This is a genomic window from Duncaniella sp. C9 (assembly GCF_004803935.1).
GTDB classification, from domain to species: Bacteria; Bacteroidota; Bacteroidia; order Bacteroidales; family Muribaculaceae; genus Duncaniella; species Duncaniella muris.
On the sequence record NZ_CP039547.1, the window covers coordinates 548,301 to 566,905 of the forward strand.

14 protein-coding genes, 2 tRNA genes and 1 pseudogene are annotated in these 18,605 nt (G+C 54.2%); 10 read left to right on the forward strand and 7 right to left on the reverse strand.

Features of this window, described 5'->3' with window-relative positions; translation table 11 throughout:
* Position 1: 1 nt before the first annotated feature.
* Together E7745_RS02235 and E7745_RS02240 are read right to left on the reverse strand one after the other, a co-directional pair.
* Positions 2-1,393: a dihydroorotase gene (locus E7745_RS02235; RefSeq protein ID WP_136408220.1), complete on the reverse strand. Its 1,392-nt coding sequence runs from the start codon at positions 1,391-1,393 to the stop codon at positions 2-4.
* A 40-nt stretch (positions 1,394-1,433) separates the two neighbouring features.
* Positions 1,434-2,243: a polyprenol monophosphomannose synthase gene (locus E7745_RS02240; protein ID WP_136408221.1), complete on the reverse strand. Its 810-nt coding sequence runs from the start codon at positions 2,241-2,243 to the stop codon at positions 1,434-1,436.
* A gap of 355 nt (positions 2,244-2,598) precedes the next feature.
* Here E7745_RS02240 and E7745_RS02245 point away from each other — a divergent pair.
* The 6 genes and pseudogenes from E7745_RS02245 to E7745_RS02270 all read left to right on the forward strand — a co-directional run bounded on the left by E7745_RS02245 (position 2,599) and on the right by E7745_RS02270 (position 7,037).
* A tRNA-Val gene (locus E7745_RS02245) sits at positions 2,599-2,676 on the forward strand.
* 62 nt (positions 2,677-2,738) lie between these two features.
* Positions 2,739-2,816, forward strand: a tRNA-Val gene (locus E7745_RS02250).
* Positions 2,817-3,146: 330 nt separating this feature from the next.
* Positions 3,147-3,659 (forward strand): nucleoside-diphosphate kinase, encoded by a 513-nt coding sequence (gene ndk, locus E7745_RS02255; protein ID WP_107032462.1) that lies wholly within the window; start codon positions 3,147-3,149, stop codon positions 3,657-3,659.
* A gap of 46 nt (positions 3,660-3,705) precedes the next feature.
* Positions 3,706-4,521 (forward strand): M23 family metallopeptidase, encoded by an 816-nt coding sequence (locus E7745_RS02260; protein WP_136408222.1) that lies wholly within the window; start codon positions 3,706-3,708, stop codon positions 4,519-4,521.
* Positions 4,522-4,789: 268 nt separating this feature from the next.
* Positions 4,790-5,652: pseudogene (dapA, locus tag E7745_RS02265) on the forward strand (4-hydroxy-tetrahydrodipicolinate synthase).
* Positions 5,653-5,753: 101 nt separating this feature from the next.
* Positions 5,754-7,037: a hemolysin family protein gene (locus E7745_RS02270; protein WP_107032460.1), complete on the forward strand. Its 1,284-nt coding sequence runs from the start codon at positions 5,754-5,756 to the stop codon at positions 7,035-7,037.
* A gap of 304 nt (positions 7,038-7,341) precedes the next feature.
* On the opposite strand, the gene pncB is transcribed toward E7745_RS02270, so the two are convergent.
* Complete coding sequence (pncB, locus tag E7745_RS02275) at positions 7,342-8,556, reverse strand: nicotinate phosphoribosyltransferase (protein ID WP_123397872.1); 1,215 nt, start codon at positions 8,554-8,556, stop codon at positions 7,342-7,344.
* 214 nt (positions 8,557-8,770) lie between these two features.
* On the opposite strand from pncB, the gene E7745_RS02280 reads away from it, so the two are divergent.
* The 4 genes from E7745_RS02280 to hpf all read left to right on the forward strand — a co-directional run bounded on the left by E7745_RS02280 (position 8,771) and on the right by hpf (position 11,726).
* Positions 8,771-9,145 carry a PadR family transcriptional regulator gene (locus E7745_RS02280; protein ID WP_107032458.1) on the forward strand — a complete coding sequence of 125 codons (375 nt, stop codon included), beginning with the start codon at positions 8,771-8,773 and terminating at the stop codon, positions 9,143-9,145.
* Position 9,146: 1 nt separating this feature from the next.
* Positions 9,147-10,352 (forward strand): PspC domain-containing protein, encoded by a 1,206-nt coding sequence (locus E7745_RS02285; RefSeq protein ID WP_123397871.1) that lies wholly within the window; start codon positions 9,147-9,149, stop codon positions 10,350-10,352.
* A 158-nt stretch (positions 10,353-10,510) separates the two neighbouring features.
* Complete coding sequence (locus E7745_RS02290) at positions 10,511-11,443, forward strand: tyrosine-type recombinase/integrase (RefSeq protein WP_123397870.1); 933 nt, start codon at positions 10,511-10,513, stop codon at positions 11,441-11,443.
* Positions 11,433-11,726, forward strand: a complete 294-nt coding sequence (hpf, locus tag E7745_RS02295; RefSeq protein ID WP_107032455.1) for a ribosome hibernation-promoting factor, HPF/YfiA family — start codon at positions 11,433-11,435, stop codon at positions 11,724-11,726. The genes E7745_RS02290 and hpf overlap by 11 nt, the downstream gene beginning before the upstream one ends.
* A gap of 625 nt (positions 11,727-12,351) precedes the next feature.
* On the opposite strand, the gene E7745_RS02300 is transcribed toward hpf, so the two are convergent.
* The 4 genes from E7745_RS02300 to infB form a co-directional block, all read right to left on the reverse strand.
* The gene (locus tag E7745_RS02300) at positions 12,352-13,386 is read right to left on the reverse strand and encodes a TIGR00180 family glycosyltransferase (protein WP_136408223.1); all 1,035 of its coding nucleotides are present in this window, start codon (positions 13,384-13,386) and stop codon (positions 12,352-12,354) included.
* A gap of 31 nt (positions 13,387-13,417) precedes the next feature.
* Positions 13,418-14,866, reverse strand: coding sequence for a lipopolysaccharide biosynthesis protein (locus E7745_RS02305; protein ID WP_136409156.1), 1,449 nt, complete (start codon positions 14,864-14,866; stop codon positions 13,418-13,420).
* A 91-nt stretch (positions 14,867-14,957) separates the two neighbouring features.
* Positions 14,958-15,452 carry a 2-amino-4-hydroxy-6-hydroxymethyldihydropteridine diphosphokinase gene (gene folK, locus E7745_RS02310; RefSeq protein WP_136408224.1) on the reverse strand — a complete coding sequence of 165 codons (495 nt, stop codon included), beginning with the start codon at positions 15,450-15,452 and terminating at the stop codon, positions 14,958-14,960.
* Positions 15,453-15,521: 69 nt separating this feature from the next.
* Entirely contained in the window at positions 15,522-18,599 is a 3,078-nt protein-coding gene (gene infB, locus E7745_RS02315; protein ID WP_136408225.1) for a translation initiation factor IF-2, read from the reverse strand.
* Between the last annotated feature and the right edge of the window lie 6 nt (positions 18,600-18,605).

The window sequence follows — 18,605 nt, forward strand, 5'->3', positions numbered from 1 at the left end:
TTCAGGGCTTTTCGCCGGTCGTGCCGAATTCGAGCGCCATAGCCGCGCCGCTCTGCGGATCGGAACCGGCCTCGTAGACCACCGTTCCGTTGACCATTGTCATCTCGATCCGCGCCGGCAGAGTCATTCCGGCGAGCGGAGTCCAGCCGCAGCGGCTGATCACCTCCGAATCGCTCACCGCAGTCCGGCATCCGAGAGGATCCACCAGCACCAGATCGGCCCAGTAACCTTCGCGGATATAACCGCGCCCTTTGATGCCGAACAGATCGGCCGGACGGTGACACATCAGTTCCACCACCCGCTCAGGTCCGCAGCCTTCGAGTTGCGGATCTGACGCCACAAGCTCAAGCATGGCGCGCAGCGAAAACTGCACCATAGGCATACCCGACGCGGCAGTCAGCGCATCGCCCTCTTTCTGCGCGGGCAGATGCGGAGCATGGTCAGTGGCAATGGTGTCGATGCAGCCTCCGGGCTGGATAGCGCGCAGCAGCGCTATGCGGTCAGACGGTTCCTTGATAGCCGGATTGCACTTGATGCGCGCGCCGGCTCTCTGAAAATCATTCCGGTCAAAAAGTAGATATTGCGGGCAGGTCTCAGCCGTCACCTTCACTCCCTCGGCCTTGGCTTCGCTGACAAGCTGCAGCTCCTCGGCAGTGGACAAGTGGCAGATGTGCACACGCGCACCCGTTTTCCGGGCAAGTTCTATAGCCTTGCGTGTGGCTTTCACGCAAGCCTCGCGGGGCCTGACATCCGGATGTCTTTCAACCGGAATCGAGCCGCCGCATTCCTCCAGCAGCCTTTCGCGGGCCGCACGGATCGTCGCCTCGTCTTCCGCATGCACGGCTATCAGCGCCGGAGCGGAGGCGAAAAGTTCTTCAAGTGTATTGTTGTCGTCAACAAGCATGTTGCCCGTCGACGATCCGAGAAACAGTTTTATGCCGGCCGTCCGGCTGTAGTCGGCCTTCAGCAGCTCATCGGCATTGTCATTTGTGGCGCCGATAAAAAAGCCGAAGTTTGCAGCCGAGACTTCAGCTGCGCGCCTGATCTTGTCCCCAAGCGCCGCGCAAGTCACAGTGGCAGGCTTCGTATTTGGCATATCGACAACCGAGGTGACACCTCCGGCCACCGCCGCACGGCTTTCCGTGGCCATGTCGCCCTTTTCCGTCAGACCCGGATCGCGGAAATGCACATGCGTGTCAATCACTCCGGGTATCAGCAGTCGCCCTCCGCAGTCAACAGCCCTGTCGGCTGTCTGCTTCAGGCGCATACATTCGGCGCCGTCGGCCGTGCCTTCGCCCACTCGGCCTATCTTCTGCCCGTCAACAAGCACATAGCCTCTGAACCGGCGGCCTTCGTTGGCAATCTCTGCATTATATAATAAGGTGGTAGCCATCTGCAACGCTTGAGTTTAAAATTTATCAGATAGAGGAGGCTTACACTGTCTTGCGTTCATATTTCGTAAACAGACTCGACCATTTCAGCCTCATCACCCCGAAAAATCCCTCGCTGAAGATACCGGAGCTCATTTTCGAAGTTCCGAGCACACGGTTCACAAAGATGATGGGCACTTCCTTGATCCTGAATCCATACTTATAGGCCAGGAATTTCATCTCGATCTGAAATGCATAGCCCTTGAAACGGATACCATCCAGAGGCAAGGTCTCAAGCACCCGGCGGCGGTAGCAGACAAATCCGGCCGTAGCATCGTTGATCGGCATCCCGGTCACAACCCTCACATAGCGCGAGGCGTAGTACGACATCAGCACCCTGCCCATAGGCCAGTTGACCACATTGACACCCGTCACATATCTCGACCCGATGGCCAGATCGGCGCCGTCCCTGGAGCAGGCGTCATAGAGCTTCAGCAGATCGGCGGGATTGTGCGAGAAGTCGGCGTCCATTTCAAACACAAATTCATAGTCCCGCGCCAGAGCCCACTTGAATCCGGCTATATAAGCCGTGCCCAGTCCCTGCTTGCCGGCGCGCTCCACCAGATGCAGGCGTCCGGCATACTTCTTCTGGAGATCTTTCACTATCGCGGCTGTGCCGTCAGGAGAATTATCGTCAATTATCAGCACGTCAAACTCACGTGGCAGTCCGAAGACAGCCTCGATAATCGCAGCCACATTCTCCTTTTCATTATAGGTGGGAATGATGACCACGCTGTCGACAATATTTTTTTCAGAAACCGGTCCGGTCGCCAGTTGCTGGCCGCCTGCCGGCTCTTTCTGTTCCTGCTGCATGATGTCAGGCCTTAGATTTTTATAGATTGGTTAAATTCCAAATTACACTTGTAGATTTCCGTTTAAAAAAAGCTCTGCAATTAAGAATTTTTGCAAATTTAGAAAATAAACTTTGATCCCTCCAACCTTTCCTTCAAAAAAATCCACACCCATGCAATCTTTTTTCACTACCCCTTTCATATCATTTTTAACTGTCAGGGCCAACCATTATCATCCACTCGCCCGCTATTCCGACCAATAATTCTACGATTTCTCCCTTTTAAGCCCTATTTTTCAAAAAAAATCGAAAAAACTTTCAAAAACATTTGGTCGATTCAAAAATCCTCTCTACCTTTGCAACGCTTTAAGCGAGAAAGGGCGCTTAGCTCAGCTGGTTCAGAGCGTCTGCCTTACAAGCAGAGGGTCGGGGGTTCGAATCCCTCAGCGCCCACCAACTCAGAAACTTTCTCGCATCTAAAGCAAAACCGGATAGCGCAAGCGGCGCAATCAAAATCCGGGCGCTTAGCTCAGCTGGTTCAGAGCGTCTGCCTTACAAGCAGAGGGTCGGGGGTTCGAATCCCTCAGCGCCCACCAAAGAAACCCACGGTCAGATTCATCACCCCCTTGAATCAGGCCGTTTTTCTTTGCTCCTGGCGGCAAATGTTAAAACAAGACCTTCCCGAATTACAATATTTTACATAAATTCACACGCAAAATCAAAAGCCGAAACCGCCCGACATATTTTATAGTATTTTCACATTGACGTCCAAACACCTGACAAACAATCCGATACAAACCGAAATTAAACTCTGTTTCCCAAAATTCACACTTTTTATCCCGCCCGATTTTTTTCAATCGCCTCAAAATGACTAAATTTGGAAAGTGCTTACGAAAACCGTAAACATCTGTTAATCGTCACTCTAAATGGAACAGACTCTAATCATATTCAAGCCATCAGCAATCGAGCGCGCTCTTGTCGGCAAAGTTCTCTCCCGCTTCGAGCAGAAGGGCCTCACCATTACCGGCATGAAAATGATGCAACTCTCCGAAGAGCTTCTGCACCAGCACTACTCTCACCTCGTCAGCAAACCATTCTTCCCTTTGATACTACATTCGATGACCGCATCGCCCGTCATCGTCATGGTCCTCCAGGGAATCCAAGCCATCTCTGTGGTCCGATCGCTCACAGGCGCCACTAACGGACGCGAAGCTCTTCCCGGAACAATCCGCGGCGACTTCGCAATGTCGAATCAGGAAAACATCATCCACGCATCCTCCTCACCCGAAGATGCCGAAACCGAGATCCGACGCTTCTTCCGCCCCGAAGAACTCTTCCCGCGCACTGCAGCAGCCACCCCATTCATCAATTCAACCGACGAGCTCGGCATCCCGGCCAGTCCCCCGCAGGGAACCGACAGCCAGGATAAAAAAGCATAACCATCAACTCTCCATCTTCTTGCCGGAAAAAATTTTGAATACTCCAATGAAATTACTAAAATTCAATACACTCCTCATCTCACTCCTCGCTTCAGCGGCAGCATTCACCGCACAGGCACAGCTAAAACTCCCCGAATTACACACCAACCAGCACAACTCTCTGATAGCCAACCAGCGGCCATCAGTCAACCCCTTCAAGATCGAAAACAACGACCTTCTCCTAAACCAGATCAAAGCTCGCGAAGCCGCCATTGACAACGAAATCTTCAACTCTTTCTGGAACAGCGAAAGCGTCAACCCCTACGGAACAGCAGTCACAATCCCTGACCATCATGACATCGACGTCTCGGAATTCGTGTCACCTTGTCCCGGCCACATCACATCAAACTACGGCTACCGCTCTCGCTTCGGACGCATGCACTACGGAACTGACCTCAAGCTCCAGGTTGGCGACACCGTCCGCGCAGCATTCTCCGGAAAAATCCGACTCACGAAATATGAAGGACGCGGCTACGGCTACTACGTAGTGATGCGCCACGAAAACGGCCTCGAAACAGTCTACGGCCACCTCAGCCGCTTCCTCGTGAAACCCAACCAATACGTCAAAGCCGGCGACCCCATAGCTCTCGGAGGCAACACAGGCCGTAGCACCGGACCACACCTCCACTTCGAATGCCGCTACCTCGGAATCCCCATCAACCCAGCAGCAATCATCGACTTTGAAAACCAGGTGCCCCACAAAGACATATTCGCCTTCGACAAACGCACCTACGGAAAATCTCAGAAATACGCCCCCGCCAAAAAGCGCAAAGCCAAAACCACAGCATCACACAAACGCAGAACCAAACGAGCCCGCAAATAACCCAGGTCCCAAAAGAACCCTCAGGCCACCACCCTTGACCAGAACACCCTGGCCACCTCAAGCCACACCGGAAGTTTCAGACCATCCGGAGCTACCGGCACTTCAGATCCTCATCGTCTCCTCTTTCTTGGCTAATTTGCAAATATTTTGTAATTTTGCAACCAAACCGGAGACTTTGATGTTTATTTGACACAAAACACATCAAATCGACGGCTCTAACGCAAATCCATCTTACAATTTCTTTATGTCATCTGAGCACTTGCGCGGCATGGGAGTTGCACTCACCACGCCATTTCTCGAAAACGGAGATATCGACTTTCAGACACTTGACGCCCACCTTGATTATCTGGTCGACGGCAAAGCCGACTACATTGTAGCCCTCGGCACAACAGCAGAAACACCGACACTCACCCCCGACGAGAAACACCGCCTCGCGCTCCACATACTCGACCACATCAACCACCGTTGCCCCGTAGTGCTCGGAATCGGCGGAAACTCAACCCGCTCCGTAGTCAACGAACTCCTGACCACAGAGCGCCTCGACGAATTCGACGCAATCCTCTCAGTGGTCCCCTACTACAACAAACCGACCCAGGAAGGCATGTACCGCCATTTCGCCGAAATAGCCAAGGCATCGCCAATCCCCGTAATCCTCTACAACATACCGGCCGCACAGGAGTCAACATGAACGTTGACACCATCATACGCCTTGCCCGCGAATTCCAGGGCAAAATCATAGGCATCAAAGAAGCAAGCGGCAACATGGAGCAGGCGCAGAACGTAATCACCCGCCGCCCGGAAGGCTTTCTCGTAATCTCAGGCGACGACTCCCTCGCCCATAGCATGATCCGAATCGGCGGCGACGGCGTAATCTCCGTGCTCGGCAACGCCTACCCCGAACGCTTCACCGAAATGATCCACGCGAGCATGACCGACGAAACCCCCGATCACGCCGCCAAACTCCACCAGCAATTCTCAGCCCTCTACTCCCTCCTATTCAAAGACGGCAACCCCGCCGGCATCAAATGCCTGCTCCACATCCTCTTCCCGCGTTACAAAGAAGTCCTCCGCCTCCCCCTTGTCCCCGCCACCGACGAAACCCGCCACGGCCTCGAACGCGAAAAACTCTAAGAGATTGTCTAAAATCTATATCACTTTGCTATTGAAGGCCTTGTCGGTGTCTTTTTACTTATTCTTAGACAATCTCTAAAGATAATTTGCACTTTTTTTATATGGATGACCTGATTATAATAATCGCTTTAATACTTCTCAACGGTGTATTCTCAATGTCGGAGGTCGCCCTTATATCAGCACGAAAATCCAAGCTGTCGGCAGAAGCCAAAGACGGCAATCGTAGTGCCGCCAATGCCTTGAAACTCCAGAGTGAGCCAGATCGGTTCTTATCGACCGTACAGATAGGAATAACACTTATCGGGATTCTTACCGGTTTGTTTTCAGGTGCTACAATAGCAACGGAAGCAGGCAATTATTTGACATCAATAGGTCTCGCCCCAAAAATGGCGATGAATATTGCGAAATTTGTCATTGTCGCGATAGTAACTTATCTGTCGATAGTTGTTGGTGAACTTGTGCCGAAACGAATCGGCATGGGACATGCTGACGGGATTGCCAAACTGGCGGCGGGTCCAATGAGACTGCTTTCTCTAATAACATATCCCATTGTATGGCTGCTGTCTGCGTCAACATCGGCCATTGTCAAGATTTTCAAACTTGGAAACAATACATCAAAAGTAACTGAGGAAGAAATCAAATCTTTGATTCAGGAAGGCATAGATTCCGGAGAAGTGCGTGAGGTTGAACAGGACATCATGGAGCGAGCATTAGTTATGGGTGACAGCCGTATCGGCGCGATTATGACCAGTCGTAAAGAAGTGGCGACTCTGACTATTGATATGGATGAAGAGAGCATCCGGAAAGTATTATGCGATGACCTTCATTCCTCATATCCCGTTTTCGACAGAGATAAAGAAGACATCTGTGGTGTTATATCTCTTAAAAGTCTCGTGCTGTCGCTCGGCAAGCCCGACTTCAATATCGAAAAAGCGATTATACCTCCTATGTGTCTTCCTGAGTCCATGACGGTATATGACGCGCTCGAAACGTTCAAAACCACCGACAACCACTTTGCTCTTGTTTACGATGAGTTCGGTAGCTTCCAAGGCATTATAACACTCCGCGACATACTCGACGGTCTTGTTGGCAATATCGCCCAGTCCGGAGAAGGGCCTATGATTGTGAAGCGTCCGGATGTGGACGAATGGCTCGTTGACGGGCAGTGCCCCATATATGATTTTCTTGCATATTTTGACTGTGAGGAGCTGTACAAACCGGCAGGATATACGACAATCGGAGGTCTGATAATGGAGACTCTGCGCAAAGTACCCACTGAGGGCGACACAATAAAATGGCATTCTTTCAAAATTGAAGTCGCGGACATGGACCGTGTTCGCATCGACAAGGTCGCGGTGTCCCGTCTTACTGCCGGCAACCTATAATCATGTCCGGACGAAAGATTCCGTTTTTTATACAAGCCCTTCATAACACTTCAGCCGTACGGTTCTTATGAAGTGCCTATACCGAACTCACGTTAAATAGGAGTATTCCATTTGTGAAAAATTTTGAGTTACCTGAGCCTTGGTGTCTCTTTTGCTAAATTGTTGAAGCTCGTCAGTCGCATAGCTCGCTATGCCTCTTCCTCACTTGCAACAATTTATCTAAAAGATACACCACTCAGATTTTAACTCTTGTTATGAAACACCCTCTTATAGTTCATTACACCCGAACGATTGGTCCGAAAAGTCATAACTCGCCATCTGTCAAATGAAGTGCTTCAAGAAATCGGCACACTGTTGCTTCATCGCCGGAATATTTGCCTTTGTCTTCGCTTAACTTACATGTGCTGCAATAGAATGTCCATGATTCGGTAATCTTCACCGCGACAAGTTTGATGACTATGTTACGTGGTCTGACATCCTCGAAATCATTGGTAAAATGAGTGCCAATGCCAAATGATGGTATGCACTTGTCTTCGGCATATCTCTGTATCTCGATTGCTTTATCAACATTCAAGCCGTTACTGAACACAATCTGCTTGGTGCGTGGATCAATGTTAAGACTCCTGTATTTTTCGACAATGAGATCGAGTTCATGGCAGTTATCGCCGCTGTCCACTCTCAGCCCCTTGAACATATTGGCATAATCCTCAGAGAAATTAAGGCTGAAAATCCGCCAGCCATAGGTGTCGTAAAGGAATGTGCCCAACGCACCCCGATATGTAGATGCCCATGTTTTCATGGCAAGATAATTTGCCATCTGCGGACCATACATTCCGGCAATGGCACATATAAGTTCATGGGCCATCGTCCCTATTGGCACGAGATCATATTTCATGGCGAAATACACATTGCTGGTGCCTATGAATCTTCCGGGGCCAGACATTGTGTCCTGACAATCTTTCATTGCCTTGACCACCGTGTCCTGAGCCTGAAATGATGCTCGGCGGCGGGTGCCGAAATCACTGAACGTGCAACCGGCCTCAATCAGTCTCCGTGCTTTGTCATGCGATTTTCGGTAGTATCCTTCATAATCGAGTTTCTCTGCTTCTCCCGTCATTATATAATACAGTTCCGAGATGATTGCGAGGACTTTCACTTCGAGAAGTATTGTGTTGCTCCAACAGCCTTCGAACTCTATGTCAAGATGTCCGTTTTCATCTTGATTTATCCTTACCCATTTGCTGTCATACCGAAATCCTTTGAGATAGCTGCAAAACCAAGCGGGGATATAGCTGCATTTTTCTTGCAAAAACGCAATTTCCTCTTCGGTGATTATCACGTCTTCAAGCATTTGTATCTGACGAAGGAGCTCATCGGCAAAGCCATCAGGATAAACGGTATTGTCCCGGTCATTAAATTTGTAACGTACCTGTGTGCGTGGGAAGTTTTCAATTACCGCGCAGCACATTGTGAACTTATACAAGTCGTCATCAGTAAAATGTCGTATTATCTGGCGCATATAATTTATTTTTGGAGATTAGCATATCTTTATGCAATTGTTTATTGCAAATATAACAATCCGGAACAGAAAAACGCGACACTAAGAGGGTGGAAGATTTAATTTTTGTTAATTCATAGTACTATGTATTGCATAGTACTTTGCCAATCCCTACCTTTGCAACGTCCGAGAGACAAAACCGGTAGTCACTCCGACAGAAAAACATCCAAAAATCATGAACATAGACAATCTGAAATCCCAGATGCGCAAAGGAATGCTGGAATTCTGCGTACTGCTCATACTCCGGCGCGGCGACGCCTACGCCTCCGAGATGATAGCCCGGCTAAAAGAAGCGCATCTAATCGTAATGGAAGGCACTCTCTATCCGCTGCTGACCCGCCTCAAAAATGACGGACTCCTCGCCTACCGATGGGAAGAATCCCTCCAGGGGCCGCCGAGGAAATACTACTCCATAACCCCGCTTGGGCTCGAATTCCTCGGACAGCTCCAGGCCTCCTGGGACGAGATCAGCAACTCCGTCAACCTCCTCCTCGCAAACCCTCCTATTATAACACCCATCACACCCAACCCTCTCAGACTCAAAGACTGACATGAAAAAGAGCTTCCCCGCCAACATAAACGGCAAAATCTTCTACATCGACGAAGACGCCTACACTCTCCTCCTCGACTACCTCTCCCAGCTCCGGGCCACTTTCGCCGACAACGAAGCCGACGAGATAGTCAACGACATCGAACAGCGCATCTCCGAACACTTCGAAGAACGCATTGCCCGCGGAGCCAACGTAATCGTCATTGACGACGTCAACCGCGTCATCGAGACAATGGGCCGTCCCGAAGAACTCTCCGAAGAAGACCCTGACAGCACCTCCCGCCACAGCAGCGAACCGACCGGCGCCACCCCTCCCGACCCCAAAGCAGCCCCACAGAGCCGCCACAGCACCGGTCAGGCCACACCGCCCCCGCCGCCAATCCACAAACGGCTCTACCGCGACGTGCGCCATAAAGTGTTCGGAGGTGTCATAGCCGGCCTCGCGCAGTATCTCGGCTGGGACGTAACCGTCATGCGCATCCTCGCCACCATCCTCACCGTCTGCACCTATTTCTGGCCCTGCGTAATAGTCTACATGGTGGCATGGATGATCATCCCCGTGGCCCACACCCCGCGTCAGATCCTCGAAATGCAAGGCCAGCCCGTCACACTTGACAACATAGGCCAGACCGTGATCAACAACTCCACACCCCCCGCAGCCCCCGTGCCTGACGAAAACTCATCGTCATTCGCCACCTTCATCAACACCTTCTTCTCCATAGCCGCCAAATTCATCCTCGGATTCTTCGGAATGGTCTGCGCCATAGTAGCCTTCGTGATGCTCTGCCTCATCCTCTCGCTCGTAGCAGGCATAATAGTCTACTCCGTCACCGGCAACCCCAACATCCTCGACGGACTCGACATATTCTCCGAAAACTCACCCGTCACCACCGCCTGGGCCTTCATCTGCCTCTTCTTCTCCATCATGCTCCCCTTCATACTGATAGCCCGCTACGCTGCCGTCCCGCTCCTGCGCTTCAAAGTACCCTCGGCAGCAACGCTCATCACCGCCATCATCATCGAACTGCTCTTCATCACCGCCACAGTGGTCCTCTACAACATAGCCTACAACTTCGACAGCGCCGGCACCGTCTTCGCCGTCGTGCAGACCACCGGCAGCCTCGGAGCCGACCCGATCCACAGCCTGCTCCCCTTCGCCGCCGCCATACCCGCCAGCATGCTCCTCGCCCCCTCCATATCAGCCTGATCCATCAGCCTGTAGGCCCGTTCTCCTCTCTCCTCTCCCACCTTCAACCCGCACCCGCCTGAGAAGTTTCCTGCAAAATCAGCGCAAAAAGATTTGCTTCTTACAAAAACATTTCCTATATTCGCGCTAACGGCAAACCAACCGAAGCCCCGAATGTTATGGAACTGATCAATCAATTCCTCGACCACCTCAGCCACGAGCTCAACTACTCGACGCTGACAGTCAGTGCCTACCGCACCGACCTCATGGCGTGGGCCGATTTTGCCACGGCAGGCCGTCCCGAACTCCTGCACCCGCTTGACGTCACCACCTCGGATCTGCGCCAGTGGATCGGCTCTCTGGGCCGCGAAGGCCGCTCGCCCCGCACCATCCGCCGCAAGGCTTCATCGCTGCGATCATTTTTCCGCTTTCTGATGTGTCACCACGGGCTCAAATCAAACCCCGCATCGGCTCTTACACTCGCCAAAATACCCAAAGACCTTCCGGTCTACATACGCCCCGACGACACAGCCCGCGTTCTTGACGACGCCCCGACCGACACCTTCGCCGAACTCCGCGACCGTCTGATCATAGACCTGCTCTACTCCACCGGCATCCGCTGCTCTGAGCTGACAGGCCTGCTCGACCGCGCCACCGACACCTCCAGAGGTGAACTAAAAGTGCTCGGAAAGCGTAATAAGGAGAGAATAATCCCGATCGGGCCCGAACTCTGCCAGGCAATAGAAGACTATCGGTTGACGCGCGACTCCTCTCCGGCCACCGCCATCTCTCCGGCCGACCCGACAGCACCGCTCCTGGTCCGCGACGACGGACTTCCGCTCTACCGGAAATTTGTCTACAACGTGGTCCACCGCACCCTCTCCGAAGAGGGAGTCCATGCCAGCCGGCTGAGCCCCCACGTGCTGCGCCACTCCTTTGCCACTGACATGCTCAACTCCGGAGCGCCTCTCACCTCAGTCCAGACCCTGCTCGGACACCAGTCTCTGACATCTACACAGGTCTACACCCATGTGACCTACAGTGAACTTAAACATAATTACCAACTCGCACATCCGCGTGCATTAAAAAAAGGAGGAAAAAATGGAAACTAACATCAAAGCCATCCACTTCGACATCAGCGAAAAACTGACCTCTTTCATCAACAAGAAAATCGAGAAGCTGACCCGCCGTTATCCCGAAGTGATGAGCGCCGAGGTTTCGCTTCGTGTGGTAAAACCCGAAACAGCCCTCAATAAACAGGCCATCGTCAGCCTGAGCGTACCCCAGGAACGCGAACAGGTAGCCGACAAGACCGCCGACACTTTTGAAGAAGCCATTGACCTCTGTCTCGAAGCCCTCGACCGTCAGCTCGAAAAAATCAAAAACAAGAAATAAAACAATCGTCCCCGGATGCCTGGCAGCATAGCATAGGGGATACACTGAAATCATAACGCCTCCGGATGCCTGGGTTTTCCGCATCCGGAGGCGTTTTTTTGGGCCAGCAGCAAAACCCGGCTGAAACGTAAAAAAACTATCCGAATGTGAAATGATTTAGGCACAGCGGATTCCGGGTGCCGCGAATTCCGAGACCATCCGGAACGGTAAATCGGTGTCCTCAACCGGACACCACATTGGTTTTAATGTCTTCTCCCCGACACCTACGCGCAATGCGCTACGGTGTCGGGGGCTATGAGTAAATCGGTGTCCTGCCGGACACCCGCCGACCACGGCCAAGACGAAACCCGCATTGCCGGAAACCCGACATCAACAGCCCGGACGGAACACATCTCGTCTGACATGGGAACTATCCGGATCACGCTGCGCGTACTGAGGCCGGATGGTGATGTCCGACAGGACATCGGTTTACTCATAGCCCGTGACACCGAAGCGCACAGCGCGAAGGTGTCACGGGGTTGCCGTCTTCCCCTGCATATGGTGTCCGGTCGAGGACACCGATTTACCGCTCCGGACGGGGGCTCTCCGCATTATCGCACTCCCGGCGGATGTTTTAAATTCTTTTTCAACAACCATTTTTACCATTTCCCCCTGACCTGACGGCCCTGACAATAGCCTCGGTGGCCGGGGTAGAGAAGGTGCATGGATAGCTCTGAAGTCCTCTCACGGCTTTCAGCCCCTTCTGATGATAGCGCCATACTGACAGCCGTGAGGCCCAGCCAAGCAGAGGATGGCGGTCAAGAAAAGCATTGACCCGGCGCTTGAACAAAACGGAAGGCTTGTCGGCAGGCGCCGAAACCACACGTCTGATCAGAGCCTCGGACTCAGACTCCGGCATCCCGGCGCACTCCGAAAGCAGAAGTGTGAGCCCGCGGACAAAGCCGTCGAACTCCGGCCGGTATTCCGGCGAATTCTTGATCACCGATGACGGCACGGTGATCTGCGCCGCAGAATTGCGTATCTGCTCGCGGGCACTGTAGAAGCAAGGCAAGGTGGCATAGCAGCCGTGGATCAGCATCGAGTTATGAAAAAACTCCTCTGCGAGATACAAATTGCAGAAACGCGGCTCCCCCTTGTCGAAACAATATTGATAGGTGCGGATGAAAGCATCGGTCCTCACCACCCCGTAGAGCACCGAAGCATACATTCCGAACTGACCGGTTAGTCGCTCCACAGCGCTGTCACCGTCCACACGGCTGTCGAAACTGCGGATATAGCGGGGAGTGAAGCGCACGCCGTCACCGCAGGGGGTGAAGGTCAGATAGTGGCCCTGCGCGCAGCTGTATGACGGATTCCGGTCAAGAAACTCCGCAATCTCACAGACCGCTTCGGGCACTATGAAGTCATCGTCGGCACAGTAAAACACATAGCGCGTGCTGATCATGGGCAGTATCTCCCTTATCTTAAGCAGGAAATGCAGACCCGGACGGTGGAGATAGACCACCTGTTCCGGATCCATACGCCCGGTAAACAAAGCGTCTGACGAGTCGGGGACAATCACCCGCAGGCCTGTGCCTCTGTAATAATCGAGCAGGCGCTGCAGACGCTCCGGCCGGTTGTGGGCCGGGATTATCACCGTGACATTCTCAAGTATATCCATATCCTTTCAGAGTTATTGCAAATAGATTTTTTCAGAGTTTCAGGCGCCCTTTGGTCAGATAGCCTATGCTCTCGCGGAACACTACGGATTTCAGCCTCCACATCAGCAGACCGTAGAGCGCGGCGGCCATGAAGATCTTGGCAAGAAGCGAGACAATGGCGCTTTCGATCCGTGCGGTAGCAGCTACCGTGACGGCCATGACGGCAAGTGACACAGCTATGTAGGGCATCATGCTCTTAAGCACCCCGGAGAGGCGCAGCCCGATGTGTCGGGCCGCAAAATAGTGCCAGACAAAAAGCCAGCATACATTGACTCCGGCATAGACCTCAAGCATCACCGTCAGCCCGTAGGGGTAACTGAGCATCACACAGAGAAGCTGCATGAGCCCCAGCGAGATAGTGTTCCACATATATATGTTCGGACGGCCAATGCTGTTGAAGAGGTTGCCGTAGAGAGTAGCCACAGGCATGAATGCGCCCCAGACACAAAGAATCTGCATCACCGGCACACACGGAAGCCACTTGGCCGTCACGCTCAGCACAATCAGTTCTCTGGCCACGATTGCCAGGCCGAACATGGCCGGAAAGCAGACAAAGGAGGTGAAACGGAGCATTTTGAGAAACACCCGGCAGAGGCGCTCACGCTCTTCGGATGCCTCGCGAAACACCGGCTGGGCCACACTGTTGAGCATTCCGGAGATGGTCGAATAGCCCATAGTGGTCCACTTGCTGCCCTGCGTATAATAACCCGTGGGCTGCATTCCGTAGAAGCGGCCCAGCAGCACGGAGAAGAAATTGTTGTTGATGTGGGTGAAGAGCGAGGTCATCAGCTGCCGGGTGCTGAACGGTAGCATCTCGCGCAGCGGGGCCATGCGGAACGATAGCGTGGGATGCCAGGGCGAACGCAGCCACAGCAGCAGCGCGTTGCAGCCTGAATAGGTGACCGTCTGGGCCGCTATGCCCCAGTAGCCGCATCCGAACGCGGCGCAGGTGACACCGACGGTGCCGGAGAGAAGTATGGCGCAGATCTGTATCTGGCTGCGGAGCTTGACATTGAGACTGCGGAAGAAGTAGGCCGACGGCGCGGTGGCTATTCCTCCGAAAAGGAAGCCCAGGAAGAGAAAGCGCGAGAGCCACACCATTTCGGGCTGATTATAGAAGCGGGCTATCAGCGGGGCAAGCGCGAAAAGCAGCCCGTAGAGGCCGAGTCCGGCCACAATGTTGAACCAGAACACGGCGTTGTAGTCGTCATGGCCGATGTTTTTCCTGTTGACTATAGCCAGAGTGAAGCCGCTTTCGGCAAAGAGTCCGGCCATAGCCGAGAATATGGTCAGCGCCCCGACCACACCGTAGTCGGCCGGAGAGAGAAGTCTTGACAGGAATATGCCGAAAAGCAGATTGAGCAGCTGCATGGTGCCGCTGCCTATTCCGCCCCAGAGAAGCCCCTTGGCGGTTTTCTGTTTGAGTCCGCTGTCTGACATTCGGTTGATGTGATTGTTGGATTGGTTCAGTTTGGTTTTGGTCGACTGTTGTTTCCCAGAGCTGGGAGAGGGATTCAGACCTGCCGCGAGGTCAGCCAAGGCTGTCGAGAAGCTGCACGGCGGTCAGTCCGAGGAGCGGATGGCGCCACGACGGATCGAGTTGCGACAGAGGCCGGAGCACAAAGTAGCGCTCATGCATGCGGGGATGCGGGATGATGAGCTCCGGAAGCGAGACCACAACTGAACCTACGGCTATCAGATCGATGTCTATGGCGCGGTCAATGTAGCGGCCCTCGCTGTCGCGGTGGGGCGAGGGGTCGATTCCGCACTCAATCTCTCTGAGACGCCTCAGCAGACCTATGGCAAATGCTTCCATGTCGGTGCTGTCAGGCAGGGAGACCACGGTCATGAGACCAAGGTTCAGAAAGGTATTGTCTGACTCGAAGCCCCAGGGTTCGGTCTCGATGATATCCGAGCGGAGCACCTCTCCGCCCAGGGCGGAAGAAACGGCGGCTGCCGCGCGCTCGATCAGAGCGTGGCGGCAGCCGCTGTTTGAGCCTATGTTGATATGGATATTGTGCGTCATAGAGCTGCGGCACTTAATCCTTTCATTTTCCTTTCACTCTCCTTTCAGGGTCCGTATCAGTCCCCCAGGTCAGAGAGTCTTCTTAACCTCGACTTCTTCGTAGGCTTCGATGAGGTCGCCTTCCTGCACGTCGTTGTAACCGGCTATCGAGAGACCGCAGTCATAGCCAGAGGTGACTTCCTTGACATCGTCCTTCATGCGCTTGAGCGATCCGAGCTCACCGGTGTAGCGCACAATGCCGTCGCGGATCAGGCGCACTTTGCAGCTACGCTTGATGCGTCCTTCGCGGACAATGGCACCGGCGATTGTGCCGACCTTGGAGATGCGGAATGTCTGAAGCACTTCGGCGGTACCGATGACTTCTTCCTTGATTTCGGGGGCGAGCATGCCTTCCATCGCGTCCTTGACCTCCTCGATGGCCTGATAGATGACCGAGTAGAGGCGGATCTCCACACCGTCACGCTCGGCGGCACGGCGGGCGGCCTGCGAGGGACGCACCTGGAAGCCGATGATGATGGCATCAGAGGCGGCTGCGAGGGTGACATCGCTTTCGGAGATGGCGCCGACAGCCTTGTGGAGCACGTTGACTTTGACTTCTTCGGTCGAGAGTTTGATGAGCGAGTCGGAAAGAGCCTCGATCGAGCCGTCGACGTCACCCTTGACGATGATGTTGAGCTCGTGGAAGTTTCCGATGGCGCGGCGGCGGCCGATCTCTTCGAGAGTGGTGCGCTTGGAGGTACGCAGACCGAGTTCGCGCTGGAGCTGTTCGCGCTTGGTGGCGATCTCGCGGGCTTCCTGCTCGGTTTCCATCACATTGAAGGTGTCGCCTGCAGTCGGAGCGCCGTTGAGACCCAGGATGAGGGTAGGTTCGGCGGGACCGGCCTCGGTGATGCGCTGGTTACGTTCGTTGAACATAGCTTTCACGCGGCCGAAGTGGGTTCCGGCAAGAATGATGTCTCCCACACGGAGTGTGCCGTTCTGCACGAGCACTGTGGCCACATAGCCGCGGCCCTTGTCAAGCGACGATTCGATGATCGAACCGGTGGCGCGGCGGTTCGGATTGGCCTTGAGGTCGAGGAGTTCGGCTTCGAGAAGCACTTTCTCCATGAGGTCCTCTACTCCGATGCCCTTCTTGGCAGAGATGTCCTGCGACTGGTATTTGCCACCCCATTCCTCTACGAGATAGTTCATCTGGGCCAGCTCTTCCTTGATCTTGTCAGGGTTTGCAGCGGGCTTGTCGATCTTGTTGATGGCGAATACGATGGGCACACCGGCAGCCGAGGCATGGTTGATGGCCTCGATGGTCTGCGGCATGACATTGTCATCAGCAGCGACGATAATGATACAGAGGTCGGTCACTTTGGCACCGCGGGCACGCATGGCGGTGAAGGCCTCATGGCCCGGAGTGTCAAGGAAGGTGATGTGGCGGCCGTCCGAGAGTTTCACGTTATAGGCACCGATATGCTGGGTGATGCCGCCGGCCTCGCCTGCGATCACGTTGGCATTGCGGATATAGTCGAGAAGCGAAGTCTTGCCGTGGTCTACGTGGCCCATGACGGTCACGATCGGCGGGCGGGTCACGAGTTCGTCTTCCGAATCCTCTTCCTGCTGGATGGCTTCCACAACCTCAGCCGAAACGTATTCGGTCTGGTAGCCGAATTCCTCGGCCACGATGTTGATGGTCTCGGCGTCGAGACGCTGGTTGATAGACACCATCACACCAAGGTTCATACAGGTGGCTATGACGTTGTTGATGGGCACGTCCATCATTACCGCAAGGTCATTGGCGGTCACAAACTCTGTGAGCTTGAGCACCTTGCTTTCAGCAGCTGCCTCGGCGGCCGCTTCATGGGCACGGTGGGCCACAGCCTCGCGTTTTTCCTTGCGCCACTTGGCGCCTTTCTTCTGGTTCTTATCTTTCGAGGTCAGGCGGGCGAGAGTTTCGCGCACCTGCTTCTGAACGTCTTCTTCATTGACTTCGGTGTGAACCGGACGTTTGTTGCGTTCGCGGTCTCGGCCACGTCCGCGGTCATTGCCGCCACGGTTGCCGCCGCCGTTGTTGTTACCGCCGCCGTTTCCGCCACGGTTGTTGCCACCTCCGCCGTTGTTGCCACCGGCGTTCTCACCGCCCTGGGCTGCTTTCTCGATGTCTACCTTGCCACCGATACGACGACGCTTCTTGCGGTCGCCGCCCTGCGATGAGGCATTGGCACCGGCCGCACCCTTGATGCGTTCGTTGCGGCGCTCTTCCTTTGATTTCTTTTTCGGACGGGTAGACTGGTTGAGGGCCGACAGGTCGATATGGCCCACCACTTTGGGAGCCACTACCTGGGCGTCAGACTGATAGCGGAACACTTCGTCTTCCGCAGGTTTTGCAGGAGCCGGTTCGGCAGGCTTCGCCTCGGCCTTAGGAGCCTCAGGAGCTTTCGGAGCTTTCGGAGCCGTGGGAGCGGGGGCCGCCGGCTTGGGAGCCTCAGGGGCTTTCGGAGCCTCGACTGCAGGCGCGGCGGCCTTGGCGGGTTCTGCCTTGGGGGCAGAAGTTTCAGCCTTGGGCGCGGGAGCCTCAGCCTTGGGGGCTTCAGGAGCCTTGGGGGCCTCGACCGCAGGCGTGGCGGGCTTGGGAGCTTCGGCCTTCATCTCTTCCTTCTTCACGGCAGGTTCAGCCTGAGCGGGCTCGGCAGGCTTGGTCTCAGCCTTCGGAGCCTCAGGGGCGGGAGCTGCGGGTTTCGCAGGCTCAGCCTTGGGCACAGGAGCTTCGGCTTTGGGGGCTTCAGGAGCCTTGGGAGCCTCGGCCGCCGGCTCAGACTCAGGCTTTGCGGGAGCCGCAGGTATGGGGTTATTGTTTTTGTCAAGCTCTATCTTGCCAATGACGCGGGGTCCGTGGGTGACAGAGGCAGCCGCTTCACGGTCAGATGAAGTAGCGACAGCTGATTTTTCTTTTTCTTTCTGACGCATGCGGTCGATACGCTCGCGCTCCTTGCGGTCGGGCTGGAAAGCCTCGACGAGGATATCATAGGCGCTCTCATCCAGACGGGTGTTAGGATTCGAGGCATCGATTGTGATACCCTTTTTACTCAACTGGTCAGCTAACGACTGGATAGTGACGTTGAATTCTTTAGCGGCTTGACTTATTTTTATTCTCGGCATATTGAG

What these genes read in the sequence shown, in the direction of transcription:
- E7745_RS02235 (WP_136408220.1), bottom strand. Translation starts at nt 1,393, where the DNA reads ATGGCTACCACCTTATTATATAATGCAGAGATTGCCAACGAAGGCCGC.
- E7745_RS02240 (WP_136408221.1), bottom strand. Translation starts at nt 2,243, where the DNA reads ATGCAGCAGGAACAGAAAGAGCCGGCAGGCGGCCAGCAACTGGCGACC.
- ndk (WP_107032462.1), top strand. Translation starts at nt 3,147, where the DNA reads ATGGAACAGACTCTAATCATATTCAAGCCATCAGCAATCGAGCGCGCT.
- E7745_RS02260 (WP_136408222.1), top strand. Translation starts at nt 3,706, where the DNA reads ATGAAATTACTAAAATTCAATACACTCCTCATCTCACTCCTCGCTTCA.
- E7745_RS02270 (WP_107032460.1), top strand. Translation starts at nt 5,754, where the DNA reads ATGGATGACCTGATTATAATAATCGCTTTAATACTTCTCAACGGTGTA.
- pncB (WP_123397872.1), bottom strand. Translation starts at nt 8,556, where the DNA reads ATGCGCCAGATAATACGACATTTTACTGATGACGACTTGTATAAGTTC.
- E7745_RS02280 (WP_107032458.1), top strand. Translation starts at nt 8,771, where the DNA reads ATGAACATAGACAATCTGAAATCCCAGATGCGCAAAGGAATGCTGGAA.
- E7745_RS02285 (WP_123397871.1), top strand. Translation starts at nt 9,147, where the DNA reads ATGAAAAAGAGCTTCCCCGCCAACATAAACGGCAAAATCTTCTACATC.
- E7745_RS02290 (WP_123397870.1), top strand. Translation starts at nt 10,511, where the DNA reads ATGGAACTGATCAATCAATTCCTCGACCACCTCAGCCACGAGCTCAAC.
- hpf (WP_107032455.1), top strand. Translation starts at nt 11,433, where the DNA reads ATGGAAACTAACATCAAAGCCATCCACTTCGACATCAGCGAAAAACTG.
- E7745_RS02300 (WP_136408223.1), bottom strand. Translation starts at nt 13,386, where the DNA reads ATGGATATACTTGAGAATGTCACGGTGATAATCCCGGCCCACAACCGG.
- E7745_RS02305 (WP_136409156.1), bottom strand. Translation starts at nt 14,866, where the DNA reads ATGTCAGACAGCGGACTCAAACAGAAAACCGCCAAGGGGCTTCTCTGG.
- folK (WP_136408224.1), bottom strand. Translation starts at nt 15,452, where the DNA reads ATGACGCACAATATCCATATCAACATAGGCTCAAACAGCGGCTGCCGC.
- infB (WP_136408225.1), bottom strand. Translation starts at nt 18,599, where the DNA reads ATGCCGAGAATAAAAATAAGTCAAGCCGCTAAAGAATTCAACGTCACT.